This window comes from Desulfoprunum benzoelyticum (assembly GCF_014201505.1).
In the GTDB taxonomy this organism is placed as follows: domain Bacteria; phylum Desulfobacterota; class Desulfobulbia; order Desulfobulbales; family Desulfocapsaceae; genus Desulfoprunum; species Desulfoprunum benzoelyticum.
Genome location: NZ_JACHEO010000030.1, coordinates 1 through 15796, shown reverse-complemented (window position 1 = coordinate 15796; position 15796 = coordinate 1). Strand labels below are relative to the sequence as shown.

Here is a 15796-nt window from a genome sequence, read left to right as displayed (position 1 = left end):
AGGGATCATGGGCAGAAGAAAATCAGGTGAGACCAGGGAAAAACTGCTGACGGCGGCGAGCGATGTCTTTGTCGACAGAGGATTCCGTGACGCGACGGTGGCGGAGATCTGCCGCCGTGCCGGGGCCAATATCTCGGCGGTAAACTACTATTTCGGGAGCAAGGAGGCCCTGTACCAGGAGGCGTGGCGCCACTCCTTTGCCGCATCGATCAAGATCCATCCTCCGGACGGCGGCGTCAGTGCCGATGCCCCGGCGGCGGAACGCCTGCGGGGGCAGGTCAGGGCCCTGATCGCCCGGATCGCCGACAGAGACAACCGCGATTTTTTCATCTCCCAGATGGAATTTATCAATCCAACCGGGTTGCTGGCAGAGGTTATGGAGTCGGAGCTGATTCCTCTGCGCCGCAACACCCTTGCGTTGATGCACGACCTGCTGGGGCCGGGAATTCCGATCCAGCAGGTCGTTTTCTGCGAGGTCTGTATTATCAGCATGTGCATCCATCCGATTCTGATGCAGAAGATCCGGCGCGAGACCGAGGGGCCGGATATCATCAACGACCTCGAGGCATTCACGAACCAGGTGCTGACGTTCGCACTGGCCGGGATTGCGGCGATCAAGTCCGCCGATCCTCCATCCGGACCGGCTCTTCGTGACGGTGCTGCGGCCGCAACGACTGCCTGGTGATTATTCATATGCAGAACTGTCATCTCACTCGTTTTCTGATCCTGGCGGTCTGCCTCGGACTGACGGCCTGTGCCATGGTCGGGCCGAAGTATACGGCGCCGGAACCGGACCTGCCGGAGGCCTGGAATCAGCTGGAGCAGACGGACCATCCGGTTGCCGATGATGCCCAGGCCGGTGATGTGAGTCGGTGGTGGCGGCAGCTGGACGATCCGCTGCTGGCCGGTTTGATGGACGAGGCGTTGCAGGCAGGCCCTGACCTGCGCCTTGCCCAGGCCCGATTGCGTGAGGCCCGGGCCCGCCGCGGCGTGGCGGGCGCCGGGCGTTTCCCGGAGGCTGCCGTATCGGGCAGTTACCGCCGCAGTCAGTCGAGCGAGGAGGCCGGCAGCGGCAGGACGAACGATCTGTTCAGTGCCGGTCTCGATGCGAGCTGGGAAATCGATATATTCGGCGGGGTCCGCCGCAGGGTCGCGGCGGCCGAGGCCGATGTCGCGGCGGCCGTGGCCGAGCTCGGCGCTACCTCTGTGTCGTTGACGGCGGAAGTGGCACTCAACTATGTCGAGGTCCGGGGGCTGCAGTTGCGGCTCGCCATCGCCCGCGCCAACCTCGCCAGTCAGACCGAAACCCTGCAACTCACCGAATGGCGGGAACAGGCGGGATTGGTCGGCCGCCAGGATGTGGAGCAGGCGCGTACCAACCGGGAGTTGACCCGGGCGCAGATTCCCAGTCTGGAAACCAGCCTCGTCGAGGCTGAACACCGCCTCGATATCCTTCTCGGGACAGCGCCGGGCACGGTTCATGCCCGCCTGGCTGCAGTTCGGGATCTGCCGGTCATGCCGGTCCGGATCGCAGTCGGCATTCCGGCCGACACCCTGCGCCAGCGCCCCGACATCAGGGCGGCTGAGCGCCGGCTGGCTGCGGAAACCGCCCGTGTCGGCGCGGCCGAAGCGGCACGCTACCCGGCCTTCAACCTGTCGGGCTCGATCGGCCTCGAGGCGCTGGAGGCGGAAAATCTCGCCACCAGCGGTGCGGTTGCATCATCGTTGCTCGCCGGTATTACCGCCCCGATTTTCGATGCCGGACGGTTGCGACAACAGGTGGAGATCCAGGACGCAGTGCGCGAGCAGGCCGAGGTGGCCTATGAGCAGACGGTACTGGCAGCGCTGCAGGACGTCGAAAACGCGCTCGTCGCAATCAAACGTCATTCTGAACGCGGTGGGGCGCTGGCCGGTGCCGCCGCAGCGGCGCGCAATGCGGCGCAACTGGCGCGGCAGCAGTACAGCGCCGGGTTGATCGATTTCCAGACGGTACTCGACACCGAGCGTACCGTGCTGACCGTCGAAGACAGTCTTGCCGGCACCCGTACCGACGGCCTGCTGGCTCTTATCAGTTTATACAAGGCGCTGGGCGGCGGCTGGACGCCGCAGGGCGAAAGCCGCCAGGCCGGCAAGGATACTCCATGAACGACACTACACCTCCATCGACAAACCAGGCGCAGACCCTGCAACAGCTGATCGGCGCCACCTCCGCCAGGCGTCCGTATCGCTGGGTGTGGCTGGGAGCGGCGCTGATCGTCGGTTTAGGCGCGGCCTGGTTCTATTTCCGGGGCGGTGACGAGGCGCTGGCGCTGCGCTACACCACTGCCGCGGCCGAGGTCGGCACCCTGGTGGTCAAGGTCTCGGCCACCGGCAACCTGCAACCGACCAATACCGTCGATGTCGGCAGTGAGCTTTCCGGCATCGTCGCCCAGGTCCTGGTCGACGACAACGATGCGGTCAAGGAGGGCCAGGTGCTGGCGCAGCTGGATCTGTCACAGCTGCAGGACGCGGTGGCGAAGTCGCGGGCCGCACTTGCCGCGGCCGAGGCCCAGGTGCTGCAGGCGCAGGCCACGGTGGCGGAAGCGACGGCGGTACTGTCGCGCTACCGCCAGGTAGCGCAGCTGTCCGGCGGCAAGGTCCCGTCGCGGAGTGAAATGGATACGGCCGATGCCGATCTCAAGCGGGCTCAGGCCAACGAGGCCAGTGCCCACGCGAGTGTCACCGAGGCCCGAGCCAATCTGCAGTCGAACGAAACCAACCTCGCCAAGGCCAGTATCCGCTCGCCGATTGACGGGGTGGTGCTGTCGCGGCAGGTCGACCCCGGCCAGACAGTGGCCGCCTCTTTCCAGGCGCCGGTCCTGTTCCAGCTTGCCGAGGACCTGACCAAGATGGAACTCCAGGTCGATGTCGACGAGGCCGACGTCGGCCAGGTCCAGGCGGGCCAGAAGGCGGTGTTCGGGGTCGATGCCTGGCCCGGCCGCGAGTACACTGCCGTCATCACCCGGGTCGGCTTCGGCTCGCAGGAGGCGGACGGCGTTGTTTCCTACCTCACCGTGCTCGAGGTGGGGAACGACGATCTCAGCCTGCGGCCGGGTATGACCGGCACCGCCGAGATCACTACCCTGACCCGTGAAAATGCCCTGCTGGTACCGAATGCGGCGTTGCGCTTCAGTCCGCCGGTAACGACTGTCGGCGACAAGAAAAAATCCAGCGGCAGCGTCATGCGCGCCCTGATGCCGCGTCCGTCGCGCCAGACGCCCAAGGTCCAGGCAAAGGCCAACAGCGGCGCGCCGCGCGTCTGGGTACTGCGGGACAACCGGCCAGTGGCGGTGGACGTCAAGACCGGAGCCACCAACGGCCGCCTGACCGAGATCACCGCCGGCGACCTCGCGGCCGGCATGCAGGTGATCACCGAGGCGCTGAGCGTGCAGCGATGAACGGCGCCGCCCTCCTCCGTCTGTCCGGAATCACCAAGACCTATGGGGTCGGCCAGGCCGCTTTCCAGGCCCTGAAGGGGATCGATCTGGCCATCACCGCCGGCGATTTCGTCGCCGTCATGGGGCCGAGCGGCTCCGGCAAATCGACGACGATGAACATCCTCGGCTGCCTCGATACCCCGACCAGCGGCAGTTACGAGTTCCAGGGTGTCCATGTCGAGCAGTTGTCACGCAACGAGCGGGCGCTGCTGCGGCGGAACTTCCTTGGCTTCGTCTTCCAGGGTTTCAATCTGCTGGCGCGCACCACCGCGCTCGAAAACGTCGAACTGCCGCTGATCTACCGTGGCGAACCCGCCGCCAGCCGCCACGCCACGGCCCGCCGGGCCCTGGAACAGGTCGGCCTGCAGGGCTGGGAACACCATACCCCGGCCGAGCTGTCCGGCGGCCAGCAGCAGCGGGTGGCCATCGCCAGGGCCATCGTCACCCGGCCGGCCGTGCTGCTGGCCGATGAACCGACCGGCAATCTCGATACCGCCACCAGCCGGGAAATCATGGACCTGATCGGCGCCTTCAACCGTGAGCATGGCATCACCGTGCTGATGGTCACCCATGAGTCCGAAATGGCGGCCTACGCCAAACGCATCATCCGCTTCGTCGACGGCCGCGTCGACACCGACCATCGCCAGGGGGAGGCCGCCTGATGCTGTGGAACACGCTGCTGCTGGCCCTGCGCGCTATCCGCCGCAACCTGATGCGGTCATTCCTGACGATTCTCGGCATCGTCATCGGGGTGGCCGCCGTCATCACCATGGTGACCCTGGGGAACGGCGCCACCCGGTCGGTGTCCGATCAGATCTCCAGCATGGGCAGCAACCTGCTGATGCTGATGCCGGGGCAGCGTTTCGGCCCCGGCGCCGAGCCTGGAGCTCCCTTCAAGGGCGCCGATGTCGAGGCGGTCCGCAACCAGATCACCGGCGCCAGACTGGTCGCGCCGCTCGTCACCAAGGCGGCGACTGTGGTATACCAGGCCAGCAACTGGTCGACCTCGGTTACCGGCAGCTCCAACGAGTATTTTGAGGCCGGGAACTGGCAGATCGCCGCCGGTCGCAACTTCACCGAGAGCGAAGAGCGGGCGGGCAAGGCGGTGTGCGTGATCGGCGATACCCTGCGCGACAAACTGTTCGACCGGCAGAACCCGGTGGGCAGCGAGATCCGCATCAAGCAGTTCGCCTGTGAAGTCATCGGTCTGCTCAAGGCCAAAGGCCAGTCGTCGATGGGGTCCGACCAGGACGACATCGTGGTGATGCCGCTGCGCACCGTGCAGCGCCGGCTCAGCGGCAGCCAGGACATCAATCGGCTGACGATCTCGGTCAGGGATGGCGTCTCCATCGACGCGGTCAAGGCGCAGCTGGTCGATCTGATGCGCGAGAGGCGCAACATCGGTGACAATGAGAACGATGACTTCCGGGTCATGGACACCCGCCAGATCGCCGAGACCCTGACCAGCACCACCAAGATCCTGACGATGCTGCTCGCCGCGGTGGCGGCGGTGAGCCTGCTGGTCGGCGGTATCGGCATCATGAACATCATGCTGGTGTCGGTCACCGAGCGCACCCGCGAGATCGGCATCCGTCTTGCCATCGGCGCCCTGGAACGGGAGGTGCTGCTGCAGTTCCTGATCGAGGCGGTGGTCCTGTCGAGCCTCGGCGGCCTGATCGGCATTGCCCTGGCCACCGCGGCCTCGATTCTGCTCGCCGGGCTGATGAACGTGCCCTACCTGTTCGACCCCGGCATCAACCTGCTGTCGTTCCTGTTTTCCGCCGTCATCGGCGTGATCTTCGGCTTCTTCCCGGCGCGACGGGCGGCCGGTCTCAATCCGATCGACGCCCTGCGGCACGAGTGAGTGTCGTTGGTCATAGTCACTCCTGTCGTTGCGGATCGATCCGTCGTTTCCGCCTGGAAAAGATGGGGTTTCAGTCGGGAGGGTGATGCGGCCGAATCTGTCCGCTTGCCTACGAAACCTCAGGTCAGCAGGAAAAACAGGCCGTTGATGATCGACCAGATCAGCACGATGACGGTGCCGACGATGCAGGCCATGCTCAGTACCTTGTGGCCGAAGGTATCCTGCGACCGGTCGCGATAGCCGAGGAAGTAGCCTGCCAGCGCGCCGCTCAGCATGCCGCCCGCATGACCGAAGTTGTTGATCCCCGGAACCAGGAACCCAAAGATGAAAATCCCCAGGGCCCACCCGCCTATCTGGCTGTAGATCGCATTGCCGTAGGCGCCGCCCCTGCTTTTGCCGTAATACAGCGCCGCCCCGATCAGCCCGCAGATCGCCGCCGAGGCGCCGATGGTGAACCGCACCCCGAACAGGGCCGAGATCAGATAGCCGCCGATCCCGCTCAAGGTGTAGATGGCGATCATCCGGTTCGTTCCGTATTCGCGGATGATCAGAGGGCCGAGCTGGTGCAGCGCGATCATGTTGAAGACGATATGGAGCAGACTGCCGTGCAGGTAACTGGCGGCGATGAGCGACCACCAGCGGTGAAGTTGCAGCAGCGGAATCGTGCCGGTGGAACCGAGCACCAGCAGGCTCTGGTTGCTTGGCGAGAGAAAATTGAATGGACTGCCGGACAGGGCTGCGGGTCGCAGGTCGATCACCACCGACAGCACGAACATGGCAATATTGGCGATCAGAATCGTTCTAAGAATTCCATTTTCGCCGCCGGCACCGCGGGTAAATATGTTATCCTTCCAGATCGAGCCGGGATTTTTCATGCCGCAGGACGGACAGACGGGGGCGGAGCGGCTGACCAGCGTTCGGCAATTGGGGCAGAGGAGTGAGGTCCTTTTCGATGCGTTCATTATGGTATCAATTGGCTCGTTTCATTAATTGGTGGCTGGAGTGGGCCTGTACACTCCCATCCCAGAAGATAATGACATCCCCCGATTATACAACCCGGGATTGATTGTCACGGCCGCGGCGATGCCGGCATCGCCGCGCCTTGTCAAAAAGGGAGACCTCATGTCGATTGAACTCTGGCTCGCTTTTGCAGCCGCCTCCATTATTCTCCTGGTGATTCCCGGCCCCACCATTCTTACCGTCATCAGCTACTCGGTCGCCCATGGCCGACGCGCCAATGTGCCTCTCGTGGCGGCGGTGGCGCTTGGCGACTCCACGGCATTGACGCTCTCGCTCTTCGGGCTCGGCGCCCTGCTGGCGGCCTCAGCCTTCTGGTTCACGGTGATCAAATGGGTCGGCGGTCTGTACCTGCTCTGGTTAGGAATCAGGCTGTTCCATGCCGGGAACTCCCCGATGGTTCTCGCATCTCGAACCGTGCCGGTGTCACGGTGGATGCTGTTCGTCAACACCTATCTGGTCACCGCCTTGAACCCGAAGGGCATCATTTTCTTTGTCGCCTTTCTGCCGCAATTCATCACGCCCAAGGCCGACGCCGCGCCCCAGTTGCTGATTTTGTCCGTCACCTTCGTCACGCTGGCGATAATCAATGCCACGTGCTATTCGCTGTTCGCAACCACCGCCCGCAGGCTCATGTCCTCTTCACGGGCGCAACGGCGTTTCAACCTGAGCGGAGGGGTCCTGCTTACCGTTGCCGGTCTCTGGGCGCTGCTGGCCAAAAGGTAACAGCAATGGCGGTTGATACGGTCCCGCTTCGCTCCGGACGTCGATGCGGAGAGGACGCGTGGCTCTGCCACTTCGCCGGGCTGAAGTCGTATTCACCCGGGTCGATTTCCGCGCACACGGTTCCTGCCGCCGCCACGGTACGGCCCAGGCCGCGCCTGGATTCCTGTCCACCTCCGCGGTCTTTGCCGGTGTAGCGCTGGAGGGCGTAACAGCGCGTGTTACCGGGAAGACAACGTATTATATGTTCATTGCCCTGGCGTTGAACAGCGAACTCGCGGCCTTGAGAAGTATCCAGAATATCGTGACCGGAAAAATCACCACCTGAAGAAAAAATATTCCCACATAGAGAAACGTTAACTTGAGAAGGTTTTCGATAATTTCCGACATGTTCGTAACTGAACCCTGCAGGGCGTTCTTAAAGGCCAGAGATTTCTGTTTGATGAATGCCCCGCTGGTTTCGATAGCCCCCAGAATACCATGTGATTCCGGCAGAGAAAGGTTTTCAAGCTGGTCGAATTTTTTAGTCTGCAGACGCAGTTCGTCATTTGCCTGGGAAATCTGCTGCTCAAAGTACTGTGTATAGATGTAGTCATTTGCGAGTGAGGACAACGGGAGACAAAATCTGACGACGGCTATCAGGATCAGGAGCTTGACCACAATCGATTGGAGAGACGCAATCCTGATTGACGTATCAAACCAGAGCAGAATAGAGAAAACCACGAGCAGGGCGGCCATCATTGTCGGAGCAAGCGAGATGCCGATTTCATATGAAAGCTTTTGCACACCGAGTGAAGTAATGGCGGTTACCAGGACAGTGGACAATCTTTCAGTCATGTCATCAACAGGATCAAGAATCTGACCGATTGCTAACGAAACACCGATACCTGCAGGCTCCAACTGCAAGTTCGACTCTTTGATTACCGAGACCGAGGCATTGATCGCTCTTACGGTGGCATACGCCAACCCGGCCTTTGAGATAGTCTCGTTGAAATACTGATCCGTTTTCTGGTCGACTATCGGAATTGTTTTTGTCGGAATGAAGAAGAGCGATACGGCAACAACGATTCCGACGAAGGAGAGAGCTGCTTTGTGACTGAACAATTTATCCATAAGGAGCTTCTGTGGTTTTTGGAGGATCAATGAATGGATCAGGAACTCTTTTCAGTTCTGAACGGTTGGATTGCAAACAATCCGATAAATCGAAAGACCGGCTGCATGGACGGCCTTCTGATGGCCACCATGCCAGGAAGGTTGGGGCGGCCATCGACGCCTTATTCAAGGAATGAATGGCCGTATTTCTTCCAGATCTCAATGGCGATGCTCAACGGTTTCATCATGGGTACGGTGTAGGTGTGGAGCTTTTTGTCAGCCATATACGTCCTGCACCGGTCCACATATTCTGAAAAACCTCGTGGGGAGATGATGAGCGGTTTGGTCAATTCCTCTTTCAGTTCCACCAATCGTTCCGGCAGGTATTCCGACAGCAGTGGCACCTGAAGGTAGATGGCTGCAACAATGACATCTGTGTTGGGGTCCTGGTCTATGATCCTGATCGATTCCAATAACCGTTCATCGTCGCAGTTGCCGAAGAGATCGATAGGGTTGTTGCCCACATTTTTCAAAATCGTTTCGCTGAGACTTCGCTGTTCAGGTTTCAGATTTTTCTCAATCAGGGCCTTCATGCGCCTCCTGGTTTCGGGGGCGAATTCCGCGAGCGCCATTCCTTCTTCAGTGACCTGGTCGGCAAGAAGGATGCCGGCTCCGCCTCCAACGCTGACAACGGCGATTCGGTTGTTCGACGTCTTTGGCTGGCTCGTCAGGATGGACAGCACATTGACCAGGATCTTGGGGTCTTCCGTCAGTTCATCGACCAGATAAAAACCGGCCTGCTCGCAGCAGGCCTTGAAGGCTTCGTGGCTTCCGGCCAGGGATGCCGTGTGGGAGAGCGCTGCCTCGGCGCCGCCGCCTGTGCCGCCTTTGATGATCAGGACCGGTTTCTTTTTCGCCACCTCTCTGCCGATCTTCATCAGTTTCAAACCGTCGGCGACCCCTTCCAGATAGATGGCGATGATTTTTATTTTCGGATCATTGCCCATATGCGCAAGAATCTCGGGTACTCCGGCGCTCGCGGCATTGCCGACGGAAACCCATTTGCCAAGATTCTGGTTGTCGGCACTGAACATTTCCAACAGTTCGAGGCCGATGCCTCCGCTTTGGGAAATAACACCGACACAATTGGCTTCCGGTACGGGCACCGATCGTCGTTCCGGGATGTAATTGGTATTGAGGCCGGTAAAATTGTCGATGACCCCCATGCAGTTTGGACCGATAAAGGCGACCTGGTACCTTTCACTGATCTCGACCAGTTGTTGCTCGAGATCTTTTCGGCCCATCTCGGCGAACCCGTCGCTGAAGATGATGGCGCCTTTTCCCCCGATGCGGCAAAACTCTTCGAAGATGCGTACTGTTTTTTCAGAGTTTACTGCAAAAACGGCAACTTCGGGGATTTGAGGGAGATCTTTCAGGGATGGGTAGCAGGGAAGGCCGTGGATTTTCTTCAGTCTCGGATGTATGGGGTAGAGGTTTTTGATTTTCATGCAGTTTTTCAATATGACCCCGCCCTGGGTGCCGGGACGGGATGCACCGATCACCGCAACTGAGTTGGCGTTGAAAATGGCATCGATGCTTTGCTGTTTCCACTGCTTGATATCTTCCGCCATCGGTTTGACGACGTTCCCATCCCGAATAAGCCTGACATCAACAACCGCACAGCCTTCCTCGTAAACAATGACAGGATTCAGATCGAGCTCGCAGATATCCGGATTCTCCGCCATAAGTTTGGAAATATTGACAGCCAGATCGATGATTTTGGCCTTGTCGTAGCGTTGCCCTCTGAATCCTCCAAGAATTCTGCCGATCTGGGTGTTCGTCAACATCCGTTCCACATCCTGCCGGGTGAGAATCCCGATTCCCATTGCAGCATCGGAATGCAGCTCGACAAAGATGCCCCCGATGCCGACCATGGTTACCGGCCCGAATCCCGGATCCCGTTTCGCGCCGATGAGCAGTTCGAACCCTTTTTCCGCCATCTTCTGAACGAGCAGGCCTTCTTTGGTTTCATGAGAAAAACCGTCGATTTTTGCTTCAATGGCGACGCATGCTTTTTTCAGCTGTGTCGTGTCGTGTATGTTTAAAAACACCACCCCTTCGTCTGATTTATGGATGATTTTCTCCGAAACGGGCTTCACTGCAACGGGATATCCCAGCTCCTCAGCCGCAATTTCCGCCGCCGGAATGGAGTACACCTGACGACCCTCTGCCTGTATGCCGTAGCGACTCAACAGCGCCGCACTTTCCTCAAAATTCATCTGTCGTTTGTTCATTGTGATCGCAGAATTGGCTGAAAAATTTTGAATCAAAAAATTGGCGTTTTCGGCTGTGATAAACCGCTCCTCGGACTATCTGACTTGATCAGCAACCGCACCCGCATCCACAGGAAGTCCCGCAGCCTCCATGGCTCAGAGCCTTGGCGACGGCCTGCACCACTTCTCGGTTATCTGCGTCCGTCACTCCGGTAACTTCAATTTCCAGATCAATCGTGCCATCTGCAATCTGCTTCCCGAGCATGTGACACAACGTGTGGAAAAGGTGCCCGAAATACTCCTGGACATCGGTGGCCTTGACACTGACCACCAGTTTCTCTCCTTCATGTTTATCCCAGAGTGCGGTTTCAAATGGACAGAGTCCGTCGCTTCCAACGCCATAGATAAACACCAAAGGTATCGGAGGGGCGTTTGTGCTGCATTTTCCAGGCTCAGTTTTTGCCACTAGAGAAAGCGTTACTTTTTTCAGGACTTGAATAGTTGCTCCCATCGCTGTAACTCCCTCGGTTGTGTCCGCATTTACAGTTTCAACCTTATGGATTCTTTCCTTTCTTGAAAGACAAGAGCTCATCTTTCAGCGTTTCGAGTTCTTCCTTTAAATACGCCACTGAATTTTCGAGCGCAGATATCCGGTCATCGTATTTGTCTGCTGCACTCAAGGTGTGATCCTTCTCAACGCAGAGTTGCTCAAGATCTTCAGGTTCTTCGGCCAACAGGTGAGAATAGCGCTGTTCCTTCTGGCCCGGTTGCCGCGGCAATTTGCGCACGAAGCCGATTTCCAAGAGGCTGTCAAGCGACTGGACGACCTCCTCGAGGCTTTCGAATGAACAAAGCCTTTCCGTTCGGCTGCGCAGTTCTCCAGCCGTTTGCTGCCCGCGGAGCAGCAACAGGCACAACAGCGCTGCTTCGCGCCTGATCAGGTTGTGTTGTTTGACAAAATTATGCCAGTATTTGGGAACCCGGGTCGCGTCACTCCGGCAGACGATCTGTTTATCCTTCAGTGATTGCAAGGCGTTGATGATATCATCTTCGTTCAGAGAAAGAACCGGGGATCTGTTCGATTTCTGATTACAGGCGTTCGCCAGGGCATTGAGCGAGAGAGGGTAGTATTCAGGAGTGGCCAATTCCTTTTCGATTAAACTGCCAAGCACCCTGATCTCAATTCCATTGAGTGTAATATTCATGTATATATATGATAATATGATATGTTATTCGGTGAATCCTTTTTCAGCCATTGCATCTCGATTTGTGAACAGGGCCATGCCCGTTTTCATTCTGCGGAAATTGAGTGTCTGATAAAATCCTTCCCTGCCTGGAGAGGCATACAGTATCAGGTTGCAGTTCGGCAACCTGTCCTGCATCGTTTTGATGATAACCGTCCCGACACCTTTGCCCTGGTATTCAGGGTTCACCGCAACATCGTAAATTGCCGCCTGATACACTCCGTCGGAGATTGCCCTGCCGAACCCTATCAATCGACCGTTGTGCCAGGCGAAGATGGTCGTGTGGCTTGCCTCGAAAGCGGTTTTATGGACTTCGGGCGGGTAATGGGCCATGCCGACGGTCTCGAGGGTCGTCGCGACAGTCTCCCAGTCGATTCCGGCCGTATCGAAGCTCAATGCAATTTCCATGTTGTATTCTACGTCATGTTCCGTGCTGATTGTCACGGCGATGGGACAGACCGGCCCATCGTCTCGGACGGTGGTCAACGACTTTCAGCCATCATCCGGAACTGCTCTGGAGGGCGCGGTACAGGCGTTCCACCAGGGCCTGATTGTACCCGTGAGAGGTCATGTTGGCGGTAATCCGTCCGCGGATGGCGTAGCCGAGAAGGTACAGATCGCCAATCATGTCCAGTATCTTGTGGCGCACGAATTCGTCGGGATAGCGGAGTTCGGTGTTGATGACCTTGCCTTCGTGCATGATGATGTGGGAATGGAGATACCCGCCTCCTACCTTGCCGAGTCTCTGGGCCATTTCGATGTTCTCAAAGGTGTTGAATGACCGCGCCGGGGCGATCTCCTTGGCAAAAGACTGGGTTCCCGGGTTGAACGTGAGAATCTGCTCGCCTATAGGCGGAGAATAGTCGACCCGCATCGTTATCTCGAACCCATCGAAGGGTTCGGCGTAGAGATGCTTTTCATCTTTTTCCTCGTTGCCCACCCCGAGTTTCCGGCGAATGACGGCAACTTTGGTGGAGGCAGGCTGTTCCTCTATCCCTGCCTGTTCCATAAGGTCACAGAAATCCTTGGCGGAACCGTCGATATTCGGGACTTCATCATCGACCTTGATGAGCACGTTGGTGATGCCGTACATGGCAAGAACTGCCATCAGGTGCTCAACGGTACGCACCTGTTGCCTGCCGTTGTCGAGGGTGGTGGAGTTGGCGGAGAAGGTCTTGGAGGACACGGTCTGGGAAAAATTGCCGACGGAAGTGATGTGGCCGGGGATAATCTGACCATCGAGGGTTTGAAAGACGATCCCCTCGTCGATGCCCAACGGGCTGAGGATGATACCGGTTTTCCTGCCGCTCAGCAGCCCCACTCCGTTAAGGACGACATTTTCTCTGAGGGTGCGTTGGGGTACGGGGGAATCAACCAGCTCCACCATCCCGGGAGGCATCAAAAGATCGGCGCTGGCGACTTCCAGCCGTGTATCCGAAGGCAGGGCAGCGCCGCTTCCGGCAGGTTTATGCTCGAGGGCGGATTTCACCTTGTCGAGCAACACCTCGAGGTGCAACGGTTTTTCCATGAAATCGTAGGCGCCGGCCTTAATGGCGGCAACTGCGGTATCGATGCCGGCATGACCGCTCATCATGATGATGGGGAGAGCCGGGAAGCGGTTATGGAGTTGTTTGAGAAGCTGCAACCCGTCGATCCCGGGAAGCCAGATATCGAGCATGACCAGTGATGGCTCGATTGTATCGAGATTGTGCCAGAAGCTTTCAGCGTCTTGAAAGACAATTGTTTGATATCCCTCGTCTTTCAAAATTCCTGCGACTGTGGAGCAGATGAAAGGTTGATCGTCGACTATACAGATAGGGTTCATGATATTCCGGTCCAAAATATGTAGTAGAAAAAGATCCTCAGGGTGAGGGGGAGAGAGATGCCGTTTCGCTGTCTGCCACGCCCATCAAGTTCATCCCCGGCCAACTTCATTGCAGGCAGGATCGATAGCTATTGTACTGGATAAATATTATTTCGCAGCTTTTAGATCGGTTGTCGCGGCAGTATGGCTGTACGGTTCTTTACTGCTTCAAGTTTATCTTTACGTAATATGCAATGCAAGGTTGTGATTTCACCCCACCATCATCAACACGCCCAATGCCATCAATAACCCATAGACGATCTGCAGATAGCGGCGGCGATTGATCTTTCCGGTGGCCCGTGACCCGAGCGCCGTGCCTGCCAGTACAAACGGCAGGGTGACCGCGAAATACCCGAGGGTATCCCTGCCGATCATGCCGTTGGCGGCATGGACCCCGGCGGTGAGATAGCCGTTGAGCATGAAAAAACCTGTGAGCGTGGCCTTCATCTCCTCTTTTTTCCAGTCGTGCAGAGTCGTGTAAATGATGGCCGGAGGACCCCCGGCGGCCACCGCCGCGTTGATGACCCCGGACAGGAAGCCGGCAAAGTAGCCCCAGATCACCGGCGGGTTGATCGCCTTCGACTTGAAGACGAGGTTGAAACTGCTGATGCCGATCAGGAAAACGCCCAACAGGAGTTTTATCAGATTCGGGTCGACGACCTTCAGCAGGAGGGTGCCGATAAAGATTCCCGGCAGGGAGCCGACCAGCAACGGCAGAATTTTACGGTAATCGAGAAAACTGCGGAGGTCGTAGGCCATGGTCGTGGTGATGATCAAGGTGCTGATGATGCACAGGCTTACCGCCAGTTTGACGTCCATGATAAGGCAGAGCAGCGGAATCGCCAGCAGACCGGCGCCGAATCCGGTCAATCCTTGAACAATACCGGCAAAGAGGAAGATCAGGCCGGCAAGAAGAAATATGGTCATGAGTGTTCCCAGGGTTTGTCCGGACACGAACGTATATCCGGAACTTTTTTGATTTCACAGGCGGATGCAGGCGTATTCAAAAAATGCACAATCGATTGCGAACTTCCCCATAAGTTGAGACATTTTTCTCGTGGAAAATGAACCCTCTCCCTACCTGACGTCAGAGACCGCCGTTGATTACGGAGCTATCCCGGCCTGCGGACAAGAGATTGTCAGGATTTGATGATGAAGCTCTTGAATGAGCCCGACGACCTTTTTGTGAGCTGTTTTCCCCATGAAAAATGGGATCGGTTGCAATCGTTTCTCAAGCTGATACAACCGAGGCGGTGATGAACGCGATCAATGAAAGCCCATTTTTCAGTATAGGTCGATGGAGGTTGTTGAGATGGGCCCAGGTCGCTCGACTGTTGTCGTCGCGATTGACAGAGCGCATTTGAATCCGTTCAGAGAGGCCTGCATGGTGGTGTCTATGCCTCTGGAATCGGCACCGCCGCGTCCTGGTCTGCCTGTTGTGACCTCGCGGGAGGCAGCGGACTGGTTTCCATTGATCTGATAGTGGACTTTCTGGCGTCGGTGTTGGGGGAAACGGTCGTGGTCAAGGGGCAGTGCCTGAAATCATGGACAACAATCTGCCTTTTCGAAGCAAAAGTGTCTTCCGGAAAAGGCACGTTGTCAGGATATGGAACATCGAAGCTTGTAATAACCGGAAAGCAACAATCGATGGACGATATCGGCCAGCATATCGGTTCCGACAAGCATCCTGTACATCTTGTAACAAATTAAAATAACGTATAAATCACCCTTCGCCTGGATGCGGGGACTGGTGGGGTCGATGAAGAAGCAGTCATCTGCAAGCCAAAGATGTCCCGTCGGTCAAGCAATACCCGGGGTGCCGATATTACAATTTCCCCGTCAATCGTTTCATTCTCTCCGCCCGTTCCACTTTGCTTTGTTCGTCCTCGATAAGCTGCTGTATCTTTCGTCTTTCTTCCTTGATGTGAAGTATCAGCATCCAACAAAGCGCCGCCCCCAACAGACCGATCAATGTGAGTGTAGTAGTGTCCATATAAGCTTATTTGTAGCAAGTTTGTATAAAGTACCGGTAACGTATGGCAGTCCTTCCGCCAAAAGCAGCAACAGCCCTGTCAACGTCATGCAAGTCATGCAACCCCTTGCAATCATGCGGTTGGGAGATGTACTCCTGTATTCACGAGCATGAATACAGATTCTGATTACCATCGAACTTCAGCCAGCTTGAGCAGGCGCTGCGGGACCGGCTGAGTTTGTAAGGCTATATAGGTTAACCGATCAACCAT

The 15796-nt window shown here is 57.5% G+C and carries 15 protein-coding genes; 7 read left to right on the top strand and 8 right to left on the bottom strand.

All coding sequences use genetic code 11. The features are described 5' to 3' along the window. Positions 1 to 7: 7 nt before the first annotated feature. The 5 genes from HNQ81_RS16365 to HNQ81_RS16345 are packed head-to-tail and all read left to right on the top strand — an operon-like array spanning position 8 to position 5340. Complete coding sequence (locus HNQ81_RS16365) at positions 8 to 685, top strand: TetR/AcrR family transcriptional regulator (protein WP_183352388.1); 678 nt, start codon at positions 8 to 10, stop codon at positions 683 to 685. An 8-nt stretch (positions 686 to 693) separates the two neighbouring features. Continuing rightward, positions 694 to 2145, top strand: coding sequence for an efflux transporter outer membrane subunit (locus HNQ81_RS16360; protein ID WP_183352387.1), 1452 nt, complete (start codon positions 694 to 696; stop codon positions 2143 to 2145). Continuing rightward, complete coding sequence (locus HNQ81_RS16355; protein ID WP_183352386.1) at positions 2142 to 3437, top strand: efflux RND transporter periplasmic adaptor subunit; 1296 nt, start codon at positions 2142 to 2144, stop codon at positions 3435 to 3437. The genes HNQ81_RS16360 and HNQ81_RS16355 overlap by 4 nt, the downstream gene beginning before the upstream one ends. Then, on the top strand, positions 3434 to 4138 hold the full coding sequence (locus tag HNQ81_RS16350) for an ABC transporter ATP-binding protein (RefSeq protein ID WP_183352385.1): 705 nt from the start codon (positions 3434 to 3436) through the stop codon (positions 4136 to 4138). The genes HNQ81_RS16355 and HNQ81_RS16350 overlap by 4 nt, the downstream gene beginning before the upstream one ends. Continuing rightward, complete coding sequence (locus tag HNQ81_RS16345; RefSeq protein ID WP_183352384.1) at positions 4138 to 5340, top strand: ABC transporter permease; 1203 nt, start codon at positions 4138 to 4140, stop codon at positions 5338 to 5340. The genes HNQ81_RS16350 and HNQ81_RS16345 overlap by 1 nt, the downstream gene beginning before the upstream one ends. Positions 5341 to 5459: 119 nt before the next feature. Here the strand turns inward: HNQ81_RS16345 and HNQ81_RS16340 are convergent, their stop codons facing one another. Then, positions 5460 to 6302, bottom strand: coding sequence for a rhomboid family intramembrane serine protease (locus HNQ81_RS16340; protein ID WP_183352383.1), 843 nt, complete (start codon positions 6300 to 6302; stop codon positions 5460 to 5462). A gap of 160 nt (positions 6303 to 6462) precedes the next feature. Here HNQ81_RS16340 and HNQ81_RS16335 point away from each other — a divergent pair, with 160 nt between their 5' ends. Beyond that, positions 6463 to 7083, top strand: coding sequence for a LysE family translocator (locus HNQ81_RS16335; protein ID WP_183352382.1), 621 nt, complete (start codon positions 6463 to 6465; stop codon positions 7081 to 7083). 237 nt (positions 7084 to 7320) lie between these two features. On the opposite strand, the gene HNQ81_RS16330 is transcribed toward HNQ81_RS16335, so the two are convergent. From HNQ81_RS16330 to HNQ81_RS16300, 7 genes are all read right to left on the bottom strand, one after another. Further along, positions 7321 to 8193, bottom strand: coding sequence for a hypothetical protein (locus HNQ81_RS16330; RefSeq protein WP_183352381.1), 873 nt, complete (start codon positions 8191 to 8193; stop codon positions 7321 to 7323). A gap of 161 nt (positions 8194 to 8354) precedes the next feature. Continuing rightward, complete coding sequence (locus tag HNQ81_RS16325) at positions 8355 to 10466, bottom strand: acetate--CoA ligase family protein (RefSeq protein WP_183352380.1); 2112 nt, start codon at positions 10464 to 10466, stop codon at positions 8355 to 8357. A gap of 88 nt (positions 10467 to 10554) precedes the next feature. Continuing rightward, a complete protein-coding gene (locus HNQ81_RS16320; RefSeq protein WP_183352379.1) occupies positions 10555 to 10956 on the bottom strand; it encodes a hypothetical protein in 402 nt (133 codons plus the stop codon). Positions 10957 to 10999: 43 nt separating this feature from the next. Next, positions 11000 to 11650, bottom strand: a complete 651-nt coding sequence (locus tag HNQ81_RS16315) for a YceH family protein (protein WP_183352378.1) — start codon at positions 11648 to 11650, stop codon at positions 11000 to 11002. A gap of 24 nt (positions 11651 to 11674) precedes the next feature. Further along, positions 11675 to 12097, bottom strand: a complete 423-nt coding sequence (locus HNQ81_RS16310; protein ID WP_183352377.1) for a GNAT family N-acetyltransferase — start codon at positions 12095 to 12097, stop codon at positions 11675 to 11677. A gap of 91 nt (positions 12098 to 12188) precedes the next feature. Next, positions 12189 to 13514: a UDP-3-O-acyl-N-acetylglucosamine deacetylase gene (gene lpxC, locus HNQ81_RS16305; protein ID WP_183352376.1), complete on the bottom strand. Its 1326-nt coding sequence runs from the start codon at positions 13512 to 13514 to the stop codon at positions 12189 to 12191. 249 nt (positions 13515 to 13763) lie between these two features. Continuing rightward, on the bottom strand, positions 13764 to 14480 hold the full coding sequence (locus HNQ81_RS16300; RefSeq protein ID WP_183352375.1) for a sulfite exporter TauE/SafE family protein: 717 nt from the start codon (positions 14478 to 14480) through the stop codon (positions 13764 to 13766). A gap of 453 nt (positions 14481 to 14933) precedes the next feature. Between HNQ81_RS16300 and HNQ81_RS18220 the strand changes: the two genes are divergently transcribed. Further along, a complete protein-coding gene (locus HNQ81_RS18220) occupies positions 14934 to 15263 on the top strand; it encodes a PaaI family thioesterase (RefSeq protein WP_183352399.1) in 330 nt (109 codons plus the stop codon). Positions 15264 to 15796 lie beyond the last annotated feature (533 nt).